Here is a 20,646-nt window from a genome sequence, read left to right as displayed (position 1 = left end):
CTTAAAATTCTTCATTTTCTAAAAATATTTATCTTTTCTACTTGATTCTCTGCACTACAATATAATATCCCTTTTATTTGACTTATAAAAACAGAATATGACGAGACTAAAAGCAATAATAGGGTTATTGGAGAGACGACACCAAAACTCATTTTTAGTCTGAATAATTGAAAATTTTTTTAGATTATTTTCTGTAATTTAAAAAAGACTGATTCTCCAAAATCCAGTATCCAAAGAAGCAAATAAGAAATTACTGAAGTATACTCGTCAAAAGATATAAACTGAGATTTTGAAACTGACTCATTATTTTTAATTGTTTGCTGAATTAAATATGTCAGTAGAAACTAATTTATAATCTCGGAGCTAACTGTTTAAAGTATATGTAAATTTTACATATACTTAAGAAGATTTTTGAAAGAAGTAATTTTAAAAAATTGTGAATCTTGATTAAATAGAGCGACATTAAATATGGGACCATCAGAGAGGAAGTAACCTCCAGCTTTCAGTACACGTGGAAGGCGCCCAGAATGTGCACAACTGGCGGCTGAGGGTTGTAGATAGTGCAGCAGGAGACGAAGGATCAATAACCGAATTCTATGACCTGATAGGGTGAACAATTTTCACCCGATTTTTATATTTTATGGCGATGATTTAATGAGGATAAAAATCGCACTGGCATTGATGTCTGCTATCTTTATGTTTTACTGGGCTGCAGTCTTAATAAGTTGTATACTTTGGTCAATATCTGTCACAATACTTTCTTTCGGGGACTTGACAGAGTTATTGAGCATTATTTCGTTTTTGGGTTCCGTTCTTTTTTTGGTGGAAGCAAGAAAAGTACTACCCAGATGGTATCTGGCAGTCCCATTATGTATTTCTCTATTTATACTGATCATCGTAAATTTTTGGATTATTTTTAGTGGTAGAGAACTTCTTAGTGACCACATCGGCATCGCAGAAACACTCGTGATGACACTAATGACGTTACTGTCCCCGTTCTCGGCACTAGTCTTCTTATCTATGGATAGACATCCTGACTCGATGAATGCATATCTTGCAGTTTCATCTGTAGCGAGTATGCTTTCGATGTTACTCCTTTTCTTCACGCTCAGTGGACTTTCACATGCACTTTCTGAAGGGTGGCCTACTTTTAACACTGTTGTCGTTCCTACATTATTTAATTGGTGCATTTTGATGCCGATTATAGGAATATGTTTTTTAGTTAGTGCAATAACTTACAGGAATCATGGAAACGTTTTAAATCCGGTAACTGTTGGGTCTACTCAAAATTAGTTATGAGTAAATTAGCAGTTAACTCAATTTTTATTCACTTACTAGAAATTTTCCATAGGATTTTTGGCGGATAATTCTGACTTAGCTTACTTTAATATCATATCTATTCACTCTTTAGGTATTAAATGGTTCAACAAATTATTATGAACTTCGGTTCATAAATCAATAAGCTAAACAGAGTCGGAAATGAACGTTGGAAATTAGCTTTCCGCAAAAAGGTTATAATAGAAAAGCTTAATGAATAATAAGCAATCTTCTGCAAAAAAATAGATAAGAGATCTCTATGTCCCGCCTTAACCCCATCCTGGCTTCGAAGGCTCTGTGGCAGATTCGAGTAAGAAAGCGTCCTTTTGTCCTTTCTCACGGTGTAAATGCTCGCTGCAATATGCGCTGCACTTTTTGTGAATACTGGAAGAAAACTGGAGAAGAACCGGCAAAAGAAGACGTTTTCAAGCTATTAGACGATGCAAGAGAATTCGGGATTGGAGTCTACAATGCCTGGACCGTAGAACCTCTTCTAAGAAAGGACCTGCCACAGATTATGGCTCACGCCAAAAAAATAGGGATGGTGACTTCCATGGTCACAAACGGAAAGCTGCTCTACGAAAGAGCGGAGGAACTGGAAAACGTGGATTACCTTTCGGTTTCCGTAGACGGGATAAAGAGTTATAAAGAAATCCGTCGGATGGATTTCGAAACTTTGTTGAAGGGCTTAAAAAAAGCTATTGAGGTTAGAAAGCTTCAGAAACAGAAAAATCCTATCCTGATGAACTGCGTACTCACAGGAAAAAATCTGGATGATATCGAGACCCTTATTTTGCTTGCAAAAAAGCTGAGAGTAAAAGTTTCCTTCGAGCCTGTCCACGAGTTTCCCGGAATCAGTGAAGAGATCTGGAACGAGATCGGAATCCGTGATACGGAAAAATTCCGCAGTACAGTTGACCGTATAATCGAGCTTAAAAAACAGCGTTATCCGATCATTAATTCCAACACCTACCTCAGAATGGTCAGAGACAGGGAAATGGACTACAGGTGCAGGGCCAGCGGGATTATTCTGAATGTAACGCATGACGGCACTCTGGAGACATGCCGCGCGCAGAATGAACCTCTCGGAAACGTGATGTGGGACGGCTTTGAGAGTGTTTGGGAAAACTCGGAAGAGCGCAGAAAAGAAATTGTACATAACTGTAAAGGTTGTCTCTTTTTCGGGTATACGGAAAACAGCTTGATGCAGAGTTTTAACCCCGAAGTTTTGATGCATTACGAGTGGATGTGAGGGCCGATGCTCTCCCCGAGTTTCGCTTCCCGAATTGCGCCTCGGGAGTACGCTGCCCTTTTCGCTGCGCTCAAGAGGGCTAATTTATTGATTAGAACCTTATTACGCTCAAACGGACTAACTTATGCGAGATAAGATTGTTTTTCGCTTGAGCGGACGAATTTAAAAAATTACGGTTTTTCTACCAAATTGCTCCTCTGGACTCCAGAAGGTTTCTTTAACTGGGGTTCCGTTTATCCAGCAATCTTAAGGCTTCAGCCGCAGCCCACCTGACTTCAGGGTCAGGGTCATTTAAGTTTTTGACAAGAGGAGCTGTTGCCCTTTGATCTCCGATTTTGCCGAGGGCTTCTGCGGCATATCGCCTTACCCAGGGGTTGCTGTCGTCCAGAATTCCAAGAAGGGGCTCGACTACTCTTAGACTGCCTATACTGCCAAGGGCATAAACTGCAGTAATCCGAAGTTCAGAGTCTCCTTCTGCCAGCATTTCCACAAGAGCATCTACTGCTTTATTAGTTCTGAGAGTTCCCAGAGAGTATGCAGCAGCATTTCTTACTTCGGGAATTTTGTCTTCCAGGCATCTGAGAAGAGGGTCTACTGACCGTAAATTCCCCAGTTTCCCAAGGGATTCGGCAGTACACTTCCGAATATCGGGGTCCTTATCTTCCAGTTTGCGGATAAGCGCCTCAACTGCTTTTTTGCCTCCTATTTTTCCGAGAGCCAATATCATCTGCTTCTGAAGTTCCTGGTTGCTCTGATCCAATTTTACAATAAGTGCTTCTTCAGCTCTCTCATTACCCAGGATTCCCAATGAACGGACTGCGGCTATCCTGACCTCAGGGACTTTATCCTCCAGGCTTTTGAGTAAGGGTTCAATTGCCAGTTTATCATTTAAATTTCCGAGGGCTTCTATGGCACATATTCTGAATTCAGGATTTTTATCTGCTTCCAATTGTTTGATTAGTGGTTTTACTGTATTTTCAGTCCCTATCTTTCCGAGGGCTCTGAATGTAGCGGTTCTCACACCTGAATTGTTATCCTCAAGGAGCCTGAGAAGCGCATCCACTGCTCTCGGGTCTTTTATCTGTCCCAGGGTTTCGGCTGCAATTGCCCTGACTTCAGGATTCTCGTCATCCAGAGCCTTAATGCAGAAATCCGTATCTTTTCTGTTTTTGTTCATCAAGTTTGCAGGATTTCCTTCCTGCCCTCTAAGAAGATTTGAAATAGCGGAATACTTTTCCGATGAGGTCTTTAAACCCGAAACATCGCTTAACAGGTTCATAGAAGAATAAACAATGGCTATAAGGGATAGAACCATTGAAACGAGAGAAGAAAATAGCATAAATTTCATTTTAGTTTCGGAAAAGGCGCCAAGGCTAAAGACGATCAATATCAGTCCATTAAAATATATCGTACCCGCTGATGTATATGATACTATTTTCAGAGGCGGCTTTATACGGTTTGCAATCGAGTTGATGTTGTCCCTGTTGTTCTGCAAGGATAACACGAAAATGGCAATAAATACGGCATATAGTGCAGCTACGGACTGCATCACAGCAGAGGGAAGCCAGAAAGTCCCCGCAGTACTGGCAGCGGAATTGCCTGTACTTTCATTTCCGGAAAGGGTAAAAAAACTCAAAATAACCAGAGCAAAAATAAAGAAAACTTCCAGTTTGTAAGTTTTCAGATCAGTCAGTTTCATATTTAACAGGCTGCTTGTACTCAGAGAATTATATATAAATTCCGCTGAATTGAACCCAAGTCTACTTCTGGGAAAGAACAGCAAATAATCTCTACGAAAAATGAAGCCGGAAAGTGACTATCGAACAGGTCTCGATCCCGCTTAAAAGATATTTCAAGTCTGATACCGGCTTTTTACATGATTTTTATTGCTACCTGATCCCCGTTTTGAAGCCCGAACTGAAGTGCAGCATTTCCTTTATTTACCGCAATCTCCAGAAAACCGTGACTACCTATTAGGACAAGAGGCTGTTCCTGCCCGACAAAACCGTAGGTCTGAACAAAGGAAACTCGTCTGCCGTTTACCTGTACCTGCGAGCCAAAGGTACAGAACTTAAAAATGATCTCTTGCGGGACATTGGTGATAATATTACCAAAACCATCTGCAAAGATAACCTCCCCGATAATAAAGGGCCCGTCAATCCCGAGATTTCCGAAGTCAAGATCAACGAAATCCGATACTTTCTGGCCGACAGCCTCGATAGATGTGTCTTTTGAGAGGTGGGCCCCTACAGGTGCGAAGATGTCTCTGCCGTGGAAAGTTGCAGAAATGCCTGCTTTAAGCATAAGATCCGGATTTGTGATTTCATATACTTCCATTTCCCCAAGCCGGCGGGCGGCAGGAATAAGGAGTCCGTTGTCAGGACCCACGAAAAACTGCTCCTTTCCTGCACTGCCTGCTATTACGGCAAGAGCTCGGCGGGAAGTTCCGACTCCGGGATCTACAACGCCAATATGCACAGCTCCCTGAGGAAAATAAGGGACAAGGGAATAGAGGGCAAAAGCCCCTTCCCGGACTCCGGCCTGCTGCACAGAATGAGTTACATCGATAATCCGTACATTCGGATTAATTCCCAGAATCACGGCTTTCATGGCTGCGGGATATAGGTCTCCGAAATCTGTGGTCAGGGAAATTATAGACATAAATATTATTCGGCTTTTTTGCTATTTCAGATTATGTTGAATTGGAAAATAATATTAAGATGTGAAGAGATATAGCCCAACATTAAAATTTATTACTATGGGAGCGCAGAGGGTCACGAATACCCTGACCTTTAGGTCGGGGATGAAGTGAACCCTCGCTGGCTGTTTTGTATTCGCTTAAACTGTATCAATCATCGTTTTTTTGTAAAATGAAGTTTTTTGACACCATAGCCACAGGTGGTTCCAGCTACCTATGGCTAGGATGTGATAAGCGTTGGAATTGCGCAGTTTTAGCCATGGCTATGGTCAAATTACCTACCACATCGTGTTGGTGCCTAAGTATCGATACAAGATATTCTACAATAAACGAGTTAAAAAGGATTGCGAGTCTATATTCCACAATATTTGCACAGAGAAAGGCTACAAAATCCATGCTCTGGAAGTTGTAGATAATCATGTTCACCTGTTCCTGGAATTCCACCCAAGCACCTCTCTATCAGAGGTGGTTCAATACTTGAAAGGAGGCAGTTCTTACAGATTGTTCAAGCTTCATCCTGAACTGAGAACACGATATTGGGGTGGAGGTCTATGGTCAAGTGGTAAATTCTATCGATCCGTTGGAAATGTAACTGCTGACACAATCAAGCACTACATTAAGGAGTCGCAGGGAAAACCGAGAACAGAGGTTCAATCACATAGATTAAAGTCTAGGCAACGGAGAATTAACGAGGTCTAAGTGCCAGAATAACCGGGCGGGCGGCCCATCAGCATACCCCATCCTTTAGGGTGGGGTGGCCGCCCGCAATTTGATTTTTATTTAACTTTGGAGACAATCATGATATGGTTTTTCCCGTACTTTTCGGCACAGGCGGGGCAGGTGGTATACCACATGTACCATTTCTTGACTTCCAGGCCCTGGCTTTTGCGTAGGCCTCAAAATCCTGGCACCATTCTCCAGTATTTTCAAAATTTCCCTCATACACTTTACTCGGGAATTTCCCGTTCAATGTTACATTTTCGGCGCCGTCCACTTCTTTATCGACAGCCAGGTAAAAATCCATGTTGCTTTCGGAAATATGGTCGGAAAAACAGAGCCAATCCGGCATTTCCGCCCCGCCCTGGTAACTTTCTCGTTCATCCTCATTATTACCTCTCCAGAATTTAGAGGCATGTAAAACTGCGTAATAACAGAATCCTTGATAGACCTTTTATTGTTCCATTCAACCACTTTTCCGTCCCAGGGCGCGGGATCAAACGGAGGACAACATTCCAAGTTTTGATTTCGCTGGTCATAAGTTTCACCCTGTCAATTTTCGCTATAGATTTAGAATACGAGCTCTAACGTAATGATATATGGACTGCTTTTAAAATTGTTAAAAGTATTAAATATTTTCGTCATCCTATGACAGCGACCAATTAAAACTCAATAATATAATAAAACTCGTATATAGTATTACTAAATTTAGAAAATCAACCAATTTAGTATTACATATATTTAGGAAAGTATTTATAACAAAATGATTTTAGTTTAATTTATCTTAATTTAAGTAAAAAAAGTAATACTAGAGTAATATGTTTCATTATGTATGTGTTATTTGCATAATAGAAATTACTGAAAACATCACTGGTAGGGTAGTATGATTCTAATAATTAACTCAGTAAAAGAAAGGAGGAGTTTAAATTAAGAAAACCCAGCAATATTTCTTAATAGGGGCAATAGCCGTAATTATTGTGGCTGCTTTTGTTTTCATGCCGACTGGTGAGCCAGTCAACCCGACTTCGGGGGTTTCGGATGAATCGATTTCCGGGGGTTCGGATGAATTAATTTCCGAAGACTCGGCTGAACTGGTGGCAGCAGTAGGGACCCACGGAGGAGAGCCGGAAACCGGTTTTAACCCGATTACTGGATGGGGCTATAATCGCGAACCACTTGTTCAAAGCACCCTCTTTAAAAAAGATAGTAATGGGTCTCTGATTCATGATTTAGCGACAAATTATTCTGTTAGTGACGATGGATTAACCTGGACTGTTAATATAAGAAATGACGTTAAATTCCATGATGGAGTGCCTTTAACGGCCAGAGATGTAGCCTTCACGTTTAATACCGCTGCAAATTCGAGTGGAGTAGATATCTCAGTGCTGAAAAATGCGGTAGCCCTCGATAATTACACGGTTGAATTCAAATTAAACGATCCGCAGGCGACTTTTATTCACAAACTTGCAGTTCTTGGGATTGTGCCTGAACATGCTTACGATGAAACTTATGGGGACAATCCGATAGGGTCGGGCCCGTACAGATTCGTACAGTGGAATAAAGGCCAGCAGGCGATCTTTGAAGCAAATCCGGATTATTATGGCCAGAAACCTTACTTCAAGAAGTTAACTTTACTCTTCATGCAGTCCGACACGGCTTTTGCGGCGGCGAAATCAGGACAGGTTGACCTGGCCGAAATTCCTTCTTCTTATGCTAACGAGAAAGTAGATGGAATGAAAATAGTGTCCCTCAATTCCATTGATGCTCGTGGAATAACCTTCCCAATGCAGCCCGATACAGGCAGGAAAACGGAAAATGGCTATTCAATCGGGAACAATGTAACTTCCGATCCTGTGATAAGAAAAGCCTTGAATATTGGAATAGATAGGCAAGCCTTAATTAACGGCGCATTAAATGGGCAGGGTGAAGAAGAATTTACAGGTGTGGACAAATTACCGTTCGGAAATAAGGAAGCTATATTCGAAGATGGAAATGTAGATGAAGCCGGGAAAATTTTAGCGGATAGCGGCTGGAAAGATACAGATGGCGACGGCATCCTTGAGAAGAATGGGTTGAAAGCCGAATTTACTTTACTATATCCTTCAAATGCACAGGATAGGCAAGCGTTAGCTGTTGCATTAAGCGAGGAAGCCAGAAAATTGGGCATAAACATTAAAGTCGAGGGCAAAAGCTGGGATGAGATTGATACCCTGGCGCATTCGACTCCGGTAATTTTCGGTTTCGGCTCGCTGGACCCTACTGACTTATACCTGAAATACTACAGCAAAAGTTACGACCCTTCAAGCTACAACAACGTAATAATGTACAACAATTCGGTCGTGGATAATTATCTAAGGACAGCTATAACCAGTGTTGATCAGGACACTGCCAATAAAAACTGGCAACTGGCTGCCTGGGATGGAACAACAGGATTTTCTGAAAAAGGAGACGCTACATGGCTGTGGCTGGCATCTATTGATTATCTGTACATTATGGATGAGGATTTAGATATCGGAATTCCTAAAATACAGCCTCACGGTGCAGACATTTTTGGTAATATCCTGGAATGGAACCGCACAGCGAATAAAACTGCAATTCAGTAAAGGAATTATTCCTTAAAGTTTTTTAGTAAAGCTGAGGATGCAAAACTCCTCAGTGTGACTCTTTTTTTGGCGAATTTGCTTAGAATATATTTTTCAATCTTAAACCACTGCTTTCTCTATTTTCAATCTTTAGATTACTTTTTTCCACTTTTCCAATCTAGATAGTACTGATATCCCTTTTCCTAATCTTTGATTACTGCTCTCTTTTTGTAAATTCGTTCGGGCCCGTTACGAAATAACCTAAGCAACACACAATTATTTTGAGATTATAATCGATGAGCCTGTTTACGAAAATAGTTGAGTACTGTATAAAGAAGTGTCTAAGTTATTTCGCGAAGGCTCCTTAGCTTGCAAGGCGCTTATTGTAATAATTTTTGGATATCTTTTGGATCGCCAGAATCTACACTTATTTTTCAGTATTCAATGCTTCAATTATCCATAGACGCAGAAAAATGACTGAGATTCTCATATAGTAATACTAAACTACTCAAAACTAAGAAGTTAGTAACACATAAATTTCGTAATGTATTTATAGTAAAATTGTTTTAATAAAGTTATATTAATTTTGTTGTAAAAAGTAACATTTTATTGTTATATTTAGTCTGAAAAGTCTTATTAAAAGAAAAATCCCCGGATCATCTGTAACAATTAAAAATCCTTGCTCAATAGTTCAATTCTTGCTTAAATATTCAGGATTCTGGTAAAAATATGGGAGGCGTCTAAATTAAGAAAAATCAACAGTATCTACTGGCAGGGACAGTAGTCATAATTATAACGGTTATTTTGATCCTAACGTCAGCGGGTAATCGAGCCAGCTCAATATCACAGGTTTCTGGTGAATCAGTTTCCGAAGGTTCGGATGAATTAGTCTCTCAGGGCTCTGATGAATTAGTGGTGAATGTATATTCGCATACAGGTGAACCGGAAACCGGATTTGATCCACTTCTCGGATGGGGTTGCGGTCATGTGAATTTCGAGCCACTGATACAGAGTACTCTTTTTAAATCAGCTGACGATGGAAGCATGATAAATGACCTTGCTACGAATTATTCGGTTAGTTCGGATGGAAAAGTATGGACTGTGAACATAAGAGATAATGTCAGGTTCACAGACGGTGAGAAATTAACTGCAGAAGACGTGGCATTTACATTTAATACGGCAATTGGAAGTAACTCCGAGCTGGATATGAGTAATCTCGAAAAAGCTACGGCAATAAATGATACTGCGGTTAAATTCGAATTGAAAGAACCTCAATCCAGTTTCATATGGAGACTCAGATATGTTGGAATTGTGCCAGAACATGCATACAAAAAAGAAACTTATGGGTCAAATCCAATCGGATCAGGGCCATATAAATTCGTACAATGGGATAAGGGGCAGCAGGCAATCTTCGAATTAAACGAAAATTACTATGGAAATAAGCCTTACTTCAAAAAAATAACCATGCTATTTTTAGATAAAGATACTGCGTTTGCAGCTGTAAAATCCGGGGATGTGGACGTAGCTGAGATTGAAATTAGCCATGCAAACCAGACCGTAGATGGTTATAAGTTAGTAGCTCTTCCGGCAGCAAGGGCGCAGGGAGTTTCATTCCCTATGCAGAATAATACCGGCAAAAAAAGTCTTCAGGGAGATCCGATAGGCAATAATGTCACAGCAGACATAGCAATTCGGAAAGCCTTAAACCTCGGTATCGACAGAAAAGCCCTGCTTAAAGGAGTTATATACGGAAAAGGAGCCGTAGAATACACCGGAGTAGATCAGCGGGACTTCGGGAACCCTGAAGCGAAAGTTAATGATTCAAATCCCGAAGAAGCCAAAAAAATACTGGAAAACGCAGGCTGGAAAGACACCGACGGCGATGGAATTCGGGAGAAGAACGGAACTAAAGCCGAATTTAAGCTATATTATTCTGCTACGGACCAGACAAGGCAAGCTTTATCGGTAGCTGTAAGCGAACAGGCCCGAGAATTAGGCATAAAAATAGACCTTGTAGGTGCAAGCTGGGACGAAATATATGCTAATCAATACAGTTCCGCCGTTTTATACGCTTACAGCAGTATAGACACTCTTAATCTCTATCTGCAGTATCACAGCAAAGCAGCCGATGATACCTACAAAAATCCCGGGCTTTACAATAATCCTGTTGTAGATGGATATCTGGAAGCCGCTCTAAGGTCTACAGACCAGGGTCAGGCTACAAAATACTGGCAGTTAGCTGCATATGACGGAAATACCGGTTTTGGGCCTGCAGGAGATGCAACCTGGTTATGGCTAGTAACAATTGATTATCTTTACATGGCAGATGAAACCCTGAATATGGGAACACCACAAAGAAACGCAGGATCGGATGTTTTAGGAAATATCTATGAATGGAAAAGAGTAAACACAGCCAGTTCGGCTTTGAAATGAGGAATTAATTCTGGAAATGTGGGTAATTAATCTTGCAGTTGGCAAGTAATCAATCCTGTAGTCAACGAGGGATCAATCCTGTAATTTCTGAAAATCGTTCCTACACCAGTAGTCATGTTAAAGGAATTTCATTGTAAAAGAATTAATGTACGAGGGAGCAGATGTCAAATAATAATAAAATAGCGGGCTTCATAGGAAAAAAGGCCCTCAGATTGACAAGCCTTTTGATTGTAGTTTGTTTTGCAAGTTTCATGCTTATTCAATCTTCACCTATTGATCCCGTTAGAGCTTATATTGGGGAAATGCCAGTAACCGCAGAGCACAAAGCTCAACTTGAAGCGTACTGGGGAGTTAACACCCCTCCGCAGGAAAAATTCCTGAACTGGGCTGGAGATATTCTTAAAGGAGACTTCGGGACTTCATTGATTTATAGAATTCCAGTTATTAACGTTATTAAAGAACGATTTGCAGCTTCCCTTGTTCTGATGGGGATTTCTTGGCTTTTTGCAGGAATTCTAGGTTTTGCTTTAGGAATAATAGCGGGCACAAAGCAAGGAACATGGGTAGATAAGGCAATAAAAACTTATTGTTACGCTTTGGCTGCTGCACCGACGTTCTGGCTAGCGCTGGTGTTTATGATGGTGTTTTCTGTGTATTTGGGCTGGTTCCCAATAGGATTAAGTGTGCCTATAGGGGTTACAGCCGACAATGTGACATTTTTTGATTGGTTTAAGCGTTTAATTCTTCCTGCGTTAACTTTGAGTTTATTAGATATTGCCAAAATTACAATGTTCACTCGAGAAAAATTAATCGAAGTCCTGTCCAGTGATTATGTCCTATTCGCAAAAGCAAGAGGTGAAAAAGGGCTGGATCTGATATTGAGGCATGGAATTCGAAATGTTGCGCTTCCGGCCATTACCCTGCAGTTTTTAGGATTCAGTGAATTGTTTGGAGGCACAGTCCTGGTAGAACAGGTATTTTCATATCCTGGAATCGGACAGGCTGCAGTAGCAGCAGGATTGAGATCGGATGTACCTCTGCTTCTGGGAATAGTCATCTTCAGTGCTTTATTTGTTTTCTTCGGAAACCTGATTGCTGATATTATCTATGAATTCGTTGATCCCAGAATAAGACAACAGGAGGCATCAATATGAGTACTGCTGTTGTAACAGTTAACAGGGGATTATTCAGGGGATTAAATCTAAGGCAAAAAACTCTTCTAATAATAGGCTCCACCTCACTTTTACTGCTTGCAATCGTGATTTCCAGCGTGTTTTTAGGCGGAGACTCATTACAGACTAATTTTGGCTCTAAAAATCTTGCCCCCTCTCTGGAACATCCATTCGGGACAGATTGGATGGGAAGAGACATGTTTGTAAGAACTCTGAAAGGACTGGGGCTAAGTATACTAGTTGGAAGTCTCGCTTCCACAATTAGTACTGTACTGACCGTAATTTTAGGACTACTTTCAAGTGCAGGAAAAACTGCAGATTCATTTGTATCCTGGCTGGTAGATCTCTTTCTTTCAATTCCACATCTTCTTTTAATAATTCTCATTTCCATCGGAATGGGAGGAGGAGCAACAGGAGTTATCATCGGAGTCGCATTAACGCATTGGCCAAGCTTAACAAGAGTTGTAAGAGCAGAAATCAAGCAGTTGAAAACCCAGGAGTATATTCAGATCTCTAGGAACCTTGGCAAATCAAAATGGTGGATAGCTACAAAACACATTCTGCCTCATCTGGTTCCTCAGATATTATTAGGCACGATTTTAATGTTTCCACATGCGATTTTACACGAAGCTTCAGTCACATTCCTGGGGTTCGGACTCTCCCCACATGAACCGGCAATCGGTATAATTCTGTCCGAATCTATGAGGTACCTCTCTGCAGGATACTGGTGGCTTGCATTTTTCCCGGGATTATCCCTGTTAATTGTAGTCCTGGCATTTGATATGATTGGAGAAAATTTAGGAAAGCTGATGAATCCGAAGAATGCTCACGAATAAATTTCATCGGGTTAGATAAAAAGTGAATTGGGTAAAAATACGTTAGATTTACATTTGGAGAGTGTGAAGTATGGGAAATAAAGCTGAAATAAACCCTGAAAAAGAGTTAATCACTGGACTTGAAACAATTGCTGAAGAAATGGAAAAAAATGAAGCTCTATTAAAAGTGGAAGACCTTTCACTTTCGTTCATTCAATATGCCTCAGGACTTAGACAAACTGAACTGAAAGTAATTTCTAATTTGAGTATCCAGGCTTATAAAGGCGAGATTCTGGCTATCGTGGGGTCAAGCGGATCCGGTAAAAGTCTTCTGGCTCATGCAATTTTAGGAATTTTGCCTTCAAACGCAAAACTCGAGGGTAAGATCGAATACGATGGCGAAGAACTCACCCAGAAAAGAAAAGAAGAAATGAGAGGTAAAGAAATAGCCCTGATTCCACAAGCTATAACCTATCTTGATCCTTTAATGAAAATCTCGAATCAGGTAATAGGATGCGTTGAAAAGAAAAACGAAGGCTTAATAAAAGAACTTCAGAGAGAAATTTTTCAGAGATACGATTTAAAACCCGAGGTCGAAAGAATGCTTCCTCATGAGCTCTCAGGAGGGATGAAACGAAGAGTTCTGGTTTCCACTGCCGTAATAAGTTCTTCAAAGCTTATAATTGCGGATGAACCAACCCCGGGGTTGGATGAAAAAACTTTGAATGAGACCCTGAGCTACTTCAAAGATATGGCAGATAAGGGATGTGCAGTGATACTTATAACTCATGATATCGAAGCTGCATTAAAAATCTCCCATAAAATCGCAGTATTCTACGCAGGTACGGTTCTGGAAGTAGCTAACGTTGAAGATTTCAAAAATAATGGTGAGAGTCTAAGGCACCCATATACCCGCGCACTCTGGAATGCCCTTCCACAAAACAAATTCCAGGCAATCAAAGGACATCAACCAATGCAGGATGAAGTTATTGACGGATGTATCTATTATGAAAGATGCTCCAAAAAGAAAGCTCTCTGTTCTCAGGGTATTCCCCAAATGAAAAAGGTCAATGGGGGGGCGGTGAGGTGCAATAATGCGTCTTAAAGGAGAGAACATAAGTTTCGGGTATAAAAGAAATAATTTGATTTTAAAGAATGTTAAAATATCTTTGGGCAGTGGAGAAGTATTAGGCCTGATTGGGGATAGTGGGAGCGGAAAATCAACTCTGTGTAAGATATTAGCTGGCTACGAAAATAAGTATCAGGGAAAAGTAAGTATAGATGGAAAAGAGATTCCATCAAAAGGCTATAACCCGGTCCAGCTCGTATTTCAACATCCGGAAAAAGCTGTAAACCCGAAATGGAGAATGAAAGAAATTTTAAATGAAGGCCATCTTATTTCACAGGATATTTTAGAGTCATTTGGAATAAAAAATAACTGGCTTAATCGATGGCCCAATGAGCTTTCTGGAGGAGAACTCCAGAGATTCGCCCTTGCACGAGCTTTAAGCCCTCAAACCAGATTTTTAATTGCTGATGAAATTACTACAATGGTAGATGCTATTACTCAAGCTCAAATCTGGAATATCGTTTTAAATATAGTAGAAGAGCTCAATATTGGAGTACTGATCGTAAGCCATGACAAGAATTTAATTGGTAGATTATGCCACGATACTATTTATTTAAAAGATATAACTAATTGACTAAAAACGGAACTAGTGTTTAATTAAATTTGACTAAAAAGTGAACTGATCTTTGACTTTCGATCTGGGGGTTCAGTTTTTTAATTACTCCAAGAAGGCAGGATTGGGAGAAATTAATCTGTCTACAACAATGCAAAAAAGCCGTTAATTAGAATCTGGAAGGAGATAATAGGCCGGAAAAATTCCGGCAATTTTATCTTAATGAGAAAAGAAAATTTAATGAAGGGAGAAGTTGGAATTATTCTCCCTTTATTATCCTTGTAATGTCGTCTCCGACATCTGAGGTACTGCTCCTCCCGCCCATGTCATAGGTTTTGACGTTGCTGTCCAAGATGTTTCTCTGGATTGCACTGACTATGGTGTCGGCAGCTTCCTTTTCTCCGAGTTGTTCTATGAGCATGGCACCTGCCCAGATTGTAGCAATCGGGTTGACTTTGTTTAAGCCCTTGTATTTCGGGGCTGAACCATGGATGGGTTCGAACATACTTGTGCCGTTCGGATTGATGTTTCCTCCTGGGGCAAGGCCGAGGCCGCCCTGAATCATGGCTCCGAGGTCTGTAATGATATCTCCGAACATGTTCGGGGTTACGACCACGTCGAACCATTCCGGATTTTTCACAAACCACATAGTGATGGCATCAACAAAGTTGAAATCAGTGGTAAAGCCCGGGTGTTTTGCAGAAACTGCGCTGAACTCTTCTCTCCATAAGCCGTAGATATCGGAAAGGACGTTTGCCTTGTCCACAGAGGAGACATGCTTTTTCCTGTTTTCCGCAAGGTCAAAAGCATATTCGATGACCCTTTTTGTGCCTTCTTTTGAAATCAGGCCTATCTGGTATCCTATTTCTTCGCTGTCGGTCTCGATATCAAGCCCGAATTTCGCGGAGTAAAGCGTTCTTTTGACTTCAAGGAGGTCTTTGCTTTCTCCTTTTTTTGCCCTGCCCCCGATCCCTACATAGAAGTCTTCGGTGTTTTCCCTGACGACCACGAAATCGATATCTTTTGAGGTTTTATCTTTGAGCGGGGTCCAGACTCCGTCCAGGAGTTTTATCGGGCGAAGGTTGACGTACTGGTCAAAGTAAAAGCGCGCAGTTAATAAGATTCCCTTCTCAAGGATGCCCGGGGCAATCCTGGGGTCTCCGATGGAACCAAGATAAATGGCAGGGTAATCGGATAATTCCTTTAAGGTCTCTTCCGAAATCAATTCTCCCGTCTCAAGGTAATGATCAGCTCCATGAGGGTATTCAATCCATTCTACATCAAAACCAAATCTTTCGCCGACTGCGTCTATGACCTTTCTGCCTTCGGCTATAATTTCAGGGCCTATCCCGTCACCCGGGAGGACCGGAATCTTATACTGCGTCATATTTATACTCCTTTTGAATATTGCAGGCAAAATTGCCTTTTTTATTACGAAATGTCAAACGCGGGCAGGTCTGTCTCCAGACAGATTTCCTGTTTTTCAGCGCTCAGAAACCATTTTTCTGGCATATTTAATAAGCCCTCCCTCATCCACAATCTCACGCACGAAATCAGGGAGGGGAGTTGCCTGGTAGGTCTCACCTTTTGTTTTGTTTTCAATAACTCCTGTTGCAAGGTCTATTTCAAGCTCATCTCCGTCATCGATCCTGTCAGTGTCAGGACACTCCAGGAGAGGGACTCCGATATTTATCGAGTTCCTGAAAAAGATCCTTGCAAAAGACTTTGCAATCACACAAGCTACCTTTGACCCTTTAAGGGCAAGGGGGGCGTGCTCGCGCGAAGAGCCGCAACCAAAATTATTTCCTCCGACCACGATATCATTTTCGTGAACTTTTTTTGCAAATTCGGGGCGTACGCCTTCAAATGTGTACTTTGCAAGCTCTTCCGGGGTATTATAAATCAAGTACCTTCCGGGAATTACTGCATCCGTATCCACGTCATCTCCGAATTTCCAGGCTCTTCCTTTCATAATATCACCAGGGGTTTGCTGCAATTAATTGCTATTATTAGAATACTTACAGCCAGTAACTCAGCTGCATTCACAGGGTTGAAGTATCACAGGTAATATTTAAATTATTTTCTGGCAGGTTATAAAAATTGGTTAACAATTCCAACCTTTTTAATCTTAAATCTGACCGGAAACTTAAAAAATAAGTTATTCTGGCAGTTGATGCGCTGTTTTTTCACTTATTTCTTCGGAATGAGGTTCTAGAGCGCTAGGTTCTCCTCCCCCGTGCCAGCTTATCCTCGGGCGGATGCGCACAAGATGGACTGACTCGGAATGGTCATCTACTATCAGGGCAGCTCCTCTTTCGCTTCCCATCTTCTTCAGGTACGCCTGGAGGCTTTCCTGCATATAAAGAGGCCGGGAGGTTTCCAGAGCCAGGATATCATCACTTGATGTAAGGCGGTGGCAGATCAGAAGATCACTCTGGGAGACAACATCAGGGTGCAAGCTTGCAGGTCGCTGGGTTGCCAGAATCAGAGAGAGGCCAGGTTGCCTTCCCTGCCTGAGGCAGCGGTTAATAAGCACTCCCGAAGCAAGACTTTCGGTCTTTGCAGGTACGAAAATATGGGCCTCGTCTATAAAGAACCAGACCATAGGAAATTCTTCCTCGCCGACCTTTTCTCCCATAAGCTTCTTTTCGTAGGCTCTTCTTGCTTCAAGCCTGGCTTCGTAAAGCCTGCCTGCAAGGATTGATACTGCTGCAGCGCAGACATTTTCATTTTCAAGAGTACTCACGTCAAGGACAGTTGTTTTCCCTCCGGACACAAGTTCTGATAGGGATGTACCTTCTTTTGAAAAAAGACCCCAGGAATTCACTGCCCTGAAATAATTCTCAGTAGCCCCCTTTGAAGCCGAGTCAGCGCGAGTGTCCTCAAGCACCTCATTGATAATTTCCTCAAAAGAATACGCATATCCTTTATCCCTGAGAGATTCAATTGCCCTTACCAGCAGAATCCCAAGAGGGGAAACCTCTTCGATATTGAAGATCCTGCACCACTGGCTTCCTGAAAGTTCCCTGATTGAGATAGAGAAAGGCTTTACATCGATGTTTCGTTTCCTGTAAGCCTCAACTTTGCCTGCTGGTACGAAAATCTCAGTTTCGAGCCCTGCTGGAACGAGATCCCAGCTTTTTAACCTCTGCGTTTCAAAAGTATTTGGGTGGTTCATTGTCCAGAAAATCCCCATGGTGTCAATGATAAGGGATGCAAGCCTTTTCTTAATAGCCGGCTCCAGAAGGGCAAGTTCCTCCAGCATGCAGCCCATAGTATAGGATTTTCCGTATCCCCTTTTTCCGCAGATCAAAATGGCATGAGGCTTCAGGGCATCAAGATAAACGGCAGCTCCTCTGGAATGGTCAAGTGCCATGTAATTTCCAATGGACAGAAGTCCTTCTCCGGGATTTTCTTCGTTTCCAAGCACACGCAATGCCCCGGTAATTTTTCCTCCAAAAACAGGCCTTGACTCTTTATTTTCTACTTTCGGCATCTTATAATATCGGACTGAAAACTATTTAAAATAATTTACACATAGTGGGTAAAATAAAAGTCCTGATTTTCAGTTTTGCAGGTTGGACATTATTTTTCTTTCTAGATACTTAATTGGTAAATCGTACTGTTCCCTATGAGTAGCAAGGTCACGAGACCAAGCAAATGATACAGAAGGCAGAAAATATGGTAAAAACAGGAGCCTGCTGTGATACGCAGGATGGGACCCCATATCCTAACATGAAACCTTTATTCTCCGTTCTTTGGAGAAGGAAAGCGTTAACCACTTTCTCTCATATAACTTAGGAGAGAAGAGCAATCACCCTGACTTATCCGACGGCGCATCCATTAATGTAGATATCGGTTTATATGACTATATTCGAGTAAAATTATTAGAAGTTTATACTACAGTAAATTTAAGAGGCTGACTTAAAAGGTTGACTTCCATATCAACTTCTGAGTCTAGAGACATATCCGACGTCTAACAGGGCATCTATGCAGGGCGCAGGCAAGCGAAAGCACTATGTAGAGCACACGGGTACGGTCATGAAGTGTGCCACACATGTTCCTCAAGACAGAAGTTATCCGGATCTCAGGACTGTCTTAGATATTCAACGTTAGCAACATGTGACTATCCACAAAAGAGAGGTAAGAAGATCGATGAAGGTATTAGTAATTCTTGGGCATCCAAATAAAGAGAGTTTTAATCATGCGATTGCAAATACGGTTGTAGAAACCCTGTTAAATAACGGGCATGAGGTATTCTTCCATGATCTATATGAAGAAAACTTTGATCCAATAATTTCAAGTCAGGAAATTCCTAAAGGAGCCTCTTTAGAAAAAGTAATAGGAGAACATTGCAATGAAATTAATAAAGCAGAAGGAATTGTTATAGTTCATCCTAATTGGTGGGGGCAGCCACCTGCAATTTTAAAAGGATGGGTGAATAGGGTATTACGTTCTGGAATAGCGTATGAATTTAAAGAAGGGGATAGTGGTGAAGGAATACCAATAGGGTTGTTAAAAGCAGAAACCGCCTTAGAGCCTATCCGAAAAGTCAGTAATGCATGTTGAAAAATCACAATCGGTTTATAATATCAGATTATCCGTTCCGGTTTTGCATATTGTAAAAGTTATAGCAGGTAACCACTTTTCGGATAGGCTCTTAGAGTTGTTGTATCCTGAAATTATTTCATCTATTTAAGGATATATAGCCACAAGGCTAAATAATGCAAAAACTCAATGAGCTACAAATTTTTTTTCATTGCACTAATTACAGGCGTGACTATAGATATATGTTACAGAATTGGGAAAATACATAGGTTTTATTGAATAACCTGTGCATTTTAATCATCTTCGGTACATTTTAAATAAACGAAATCATTTTAGCTTGACTATGTCACATTACAAGGTAAAGAATCATCATTAGATCTCATATGTCAAAGATGTTGTTCGTAGTGAAATTGATAACAGCAATTGGAGTAACTGTCTAATCTGACAAAGTCAAGATAGATTTACATATTTTTTTGAATTTTTTGCAACGGAACCCGTCAGAATTAAGGTTACCAATCAATGCAATCTGGACAAGCGCCCTCGATTGTTCTTACAAGGCGATGTTTTAATCTATTAAGCATTGTCTGTTCTAAAAATTCGGCTTTCTTCAAATCCTCTTCTGATGCGCCGACTCTAGCATCCATAAGTCGCTGTTCTGCTTCACGCAATGCTTTTTTTGCAAAATCAATCGTATTTATTTCTAAGTAAACGATATCATCAAACATCCAATTCGCTGTATTAACTAGACCACTTTTATAATTTTCTGAAATGTGAGTTGTTTTAATCATATCAAGAACAGCATCAAGATCATTAAGAGTAAATGGTTCGAAGTCTATAATTTCATTAACCATACTAATGCCCTCCAATATACTATGCATGTTAATAGTATATGTATCTGGTGATGTTTCAATTCTTGTTTTAGTGGCTCTTGCTCTCGAATAAGCTCTTTTTTGAGTTCCATTGCAAAAAATATCTGCTAGGATTTTTAAATAGTGTTGATAAAAACTAAATCGTAATAAAGTAAACTTCAAATATTGGATCTCGAGCTCATTTTTTACAAATAATATATGAAAGCATTATAATGGTTCAAAACAATATGTTTAATGGAATACACAGAAAGCGATTTCCAAATATTCAATACTATCAGGCTGTAGCAGCTTTTGGAAGCTTAGATGGTTCCGGGAAGAATAGCCTCAAATTTTCATTAAGTGACTTTTTTGACACAATTGAATTGAACTATAAGAGGTGAATAGATATTTTAGATGATGAGGAATTAAAACAAATAATACTTAAACAGAGTGAAACAATATCAATGCTTGTAGAGGAAATTAAACACTTATCTTATCGAGTGGATAATTTAGAAGCAAGCACTGATGAAACTCTAGAGAACCACCTTGATGGAGGACGAATCATAAGAAATTGAATCTGTC

At 40.6% G+C, this 20,646-nt stretch carries 16 protein-coding genes and 1 pseudogene; 9 read left to right on the top strand and 8 right to left on the bottom strand.

Annotated elements, in window-relative coordinates:
* Nucleotides 1-701 precede the first annotated feature (701 nt).
* Nucleotides 702-1,190 carry a hypothetical protein gene (locus RG963_RS13010; RefSeq protein WP_310576709.1) on the bottom strand — a complete coding sequence of 163 codons (489 nt, stop codon included), beginning with the start codon at nucleotides 1,188-1,190 and terminating at the stop codon, nucleotides 702-704.
* Between the two features lie 386 nt (nucleotides 1,191-1,576).
* Here RG963_RS13010 and RG963_RS13005 point away from each other — a divergent pair, with 386 nt between their 5' ends.
* Nucleotides 1,577-2,569: a radical SAM protein gene (locus tag RG963_RS13005; protein ID WP_310576708.1), complete on the top strand. Its 993-nt coding sequence runs from the start codon at nucleotides 1,577-1,579 to the stop codon at nucleotides 2,567-2,569.
* Between the two features lie 217 nt (nucleotides 2,570-2,786).
* Here RG963_RS13005 and RG963_RS13000 read toward each other — a convergent pair whose 3' ends face one another.
* Together RG963_RS13000 and RG963_RS12995 are read right to left on the bottom strand one after the other, a co-directional pair.
* Entirely contained in the window at nucleotides 2,787-4,268 is a 1,482-nt protein-coding gene (locus RG963_RS13000) for a HEAT repeat domain-containing protein (RefSeq protein ID WP_310576707.1), read from the bottom strand.
* A 173-nt stretch (nucleotides 4,269-4,441) separates the two neighbouring features.
* Nucleotides 4,442-5,230, bottom strand: coding sequence for an SAM hydrolase/SAM-dependent halogenase family protein (locus RG963_RS12995; protein ID WP_310576706.1), 789 nt, complete (start codon nucleotides 5,228-5,230; stop codon nucleotides 4,442-4,444).
* A 274-nt stretch (nucleotides 5,231-5,504) separates the two neighbouring features.
* On the opposite strand from RG963_RS12995, the gene tnpA reads away from it, so the two are divergent.
* Entirely contained in the window at nucleotides 5,505-5,966 is a 462-nt protein-coding gene (gene tnpA / locus RG963_RS12990) for an IS200/IS605 family transposase (protein WP_310576705.1), read from the top strand.
* Nucleotides 5,967-6,043: 77 nt separating this feature from the next.
* Here the strand turns inward: tnpA and RG963_RS12985 are convergent.
* Nucleotides 6,044-6,503: pseudogene (locus RG963_RS12985) on the bottom strand (hydrolase).
* A gap of 476 nt (nucleotides 6,504-6,979) precedes the next feature.
* Between RG963_RS12985 and RG963_RS12980 the strand changes: the two are divergent.
* From RG963_RS12980 to RG963_RS12955, 6 genes are all read left to right on the top strand, one after another.
* Nucleotides 6,980-8,587, top strand: coding sequence for an ABC transporter substrate-binding protein (locus RG963_RS12980; RefSeq protein ID WP_396654731.1), 1,608 nt, complete (start codon nucleotides 6,980-6,982; stop codon nucleotides 8,585-8,587).
* Between the two features lie 894 nt (nucleotides 8,588-9,481).
* Complete coding sequence (locus RG963_RS12975; RefSeq protein WP_310576703.1) at nucleotides 9,482-10,999, top strand: ABC transporter substrate-binding protein; 1,518 nt, start codon at nucleotides 9,482-9,484, stop codon at nucleotides 10,997-10,999.
* A 161-nt stretch (nucleotides 11,000-11,160) separates the two neighbouring features.
* Nucleotides 11,161-12,153 (top strand): ABC transporter permease, encoded by a 993-nt coding sequence (locus tag RG963_RS12970; protein ID WP_310576702.1) that lies wholly within the window; start codon nucleotides 11,161-11,163, stop codon nucleotides 12,151-12,153.
* Entirely contained in the window at nucleotides 12,150-13,007 is an 858-nt protein-coding gene (locus tag RG963_RS12965; RefSeq protein WP_310576701.1) for an ABC transporter permease, read from the top strand. Before RG963_RS12970 ends, RG963_RS12965 begins: the two co-directional genes overlap by 4 nt.
* A gap of 70 nt (nucleotides 13,008-13,077) precedes the next feature.
* Entirely contained in the window at nucleotides 13,078-14,091 is a 1,014-nt protein-coding gene (locus RG963_RS12960) for an ABC transporter ATP-binding protein (protein WP_310576700.1), read from the top strand.
* The gene (locus RG963_RS12955; RefSeq protein ID WP_310576699.1) at nucleotides 14,081-14,689 is read left to right on the top strand and encodes an ABC transporter ATP-binding protein; all 609 of its coding nucleotides are present in this window, start codon (nucleotides 14,081-14,083) and stop codon (nucleotides 14,687-14,689) included. The genes RG963_RS12960 and RG963_RS12955 overlap by 11 nt, the downstream gene beginning before the upstream one ends.
* A gap of 238 nt (nucleotides 14,690-14,927) precedes the next feature.
* On the opposite strand, the gene RG963_RS12950 is transcribed toward RG963_RS12955, so the two are convergent.
* From RG963_RS12950 to RG963_RS12940, 3 genes are all read right to left on the bottom strand, one after another.
* A complete protein-coding gene (locus RG963_RS12950) occupies nucleotides 14,928-16,055 on the bottom strand; it encodes an isocitrate/isopropylmalate dehydrogenase family protein (RefSeq protein WP_310576698.1) in 1,128 nt (375 codons plus the stop codon).
* A gap of 96 nt (nucleotides 16,056-16,151) precedes the next feature.
* A complete protein-coding gene (locus RG963_RS12945; protein WP_310576697.1) occupies nucleotides 16,152-16,640 on the bottom strand; it encodes a 3-isopropylmalate dehydratase small subunit in 489 nt (162 codons plus the stop codon).
* A 186-nt stretch (nucleotides 16,641-16,826) separates the two neighbouring features.
* Nucleotides 16,827-18,164 carry an ATP-binding protein gene (locus tag RG963_RS12940; protein ID WP_310576696.1) on the bottom strand — a complete coding sequence of 446 codons (1,338 nt, stop codon included), beginning with the start codon at nucleotides 18,162-18,164 and terminating at the stop codon, nucleotides 16,827-16,829.
* A gap of 659 nt (nucleotides 18,165-18,823) precedes the next feature.
* On the opposite strand from RG963_RS12940, the gene RG963_RS12935 reads away from it, so the two are divergent.
* Nucleotides 18,824-19,237, top strand: coding sequence for an NAD(P)H-dependent oxidoreductase (locus RG963_RS12935; RefSeq protein WP_310576695.1), 414 nt, complete (start codon nucleotides 18,824-18,826; stop codon nucleotides 19,235-19,237).
* Nucleotides 19,238-19,725: 488 nt separating this feature from the next.
* Here RG963_RS12935 and RG963_RS12930 read toward each other — a convergent pair whose 3' ends face one another.
* Complete coding sequence (locus RG963_RS12930) at nucleotides 19,726-20,067, bottom strand: hypothetical protein (RefSeq protein ID WP_310576694.1); 342 nt, start codon at nucleotides 20,065-20,067, stop codon at nucleotides 19,726-19,728.
* Between the last annotated feature and the right edge of the window lie 579 nt (nucleotides 20,068-20,646).

Origin of the sequence: Methanosarcina baikalica (genome assembly GCF_031461075.1) — an archaeon.
GTDB classification, from domain to species: Archaea; Halobacteriota; Methanosarcinia; order Methanosarcinales; family Methanosarcinaceae; genus Methanosarcina; species Methanosarcina baikalica.
This window is presented reverse-complemented; position numbering and strand designations above follow the sequence as displayed.

Bases quoted from the DNA above. Each gene is read 5' to 3' on its own strand.
- RG963_RS12965 (WP_310576701.1), top strand. From the start codon at position 12,150: ATGAGTACTGCTGTTGTAACAGTTAACAGGGGATTATTCAGGGGATTA.
- RG963_RS12960 (WP_310576700.1), top strand. From the start codon at position 13,078: ATGGGAAATAAAGCTGAAATAAACCCTGAAAAAGAGTTAATCACTGGA.
- RG963_RS12970 (WP_310576702.1), top strand. From the start codon at position 11,161: ATGTCAAATAATAATAAAATAGCGGGCTTCATAGGAAAAAAGGCCCTC.
- RG963_RS12950 (WP_310576698.1), bottom strand. From the start codon at position 16,055: ATGACGCAGTATAAGATTCCGGTCCTCCCGGGTGACGGGATAGGCCCT.
- RG963_RS12935 (WP_310576695.1), top strand. From the start codon at position 18,824: ATGAAGGTATTAGTAATTCTTGGGCATCCAAATAAAGAGAGTTTTAAT.
- RG963_RS12945 (WP_310576697.1), bottom strand. From the start codon at position 16,640: ATGAAAGGAAGAGCCTGGAAATTCGGAGATGACGTGGATACGGATGCA.
- RG963_RS13010 (WP_310576709.1), bottom strand. From the start codon at position 1,190: ATGCACCAATTAAATAATGTAGGAACGACAACAGTGTTAAAAGTAGGC.
- RG963_RS12930 (WP_310576694.1), bottom strand. From the start codon at position 20,067: ATGGTTAATGAAATTATAGACTTCGAACCATTTACTCTTAATGATCTT.
- RG963_RS12980 (WP_396654731.1), top strand. From the start codon at position 6,980: ATGCCGACTGGTGAGCCAGTCAACCCGACTTCGGGGGTTTCGGATGAA.
- RG963_RS13005 (WP_310576708.1), top strand. From the start codon at position 1,577: ATGTCCCGCCTTAACCCCATCCTGGCTTCGAAGGCTCTGTGGCAGATT.
- RG963_RS12955 (WP_310576699.1), top strand. From the start codon at position 14,081: ATGCGTCTTAAAGGAGAGAACATAAGTTTCGGGTATAAAAGAAATAAT.
- RG963_RS13000 (WP_310576707.1), bottom strand. From the start codon at position 4,268: ATGAAACTGACTGATCTGAAAACTTACAAACTGGAAGTTTTCTTTATT.
- RG963_RS12995 (WP_310576706.1), bottom strand. From the start codon at position 5,230: ATGTCTATAATTTCCCTGACCACAGATTTCGGAGACCTATATCCCGCA.
- RG963_RS12940 (WP_310576696.1), bottom strand. From the start codon at position 18,164: ATGCCGAAAGTAGAAAATAAAGAGTCAAGGCCTGTTTTTGGAGGAAAA.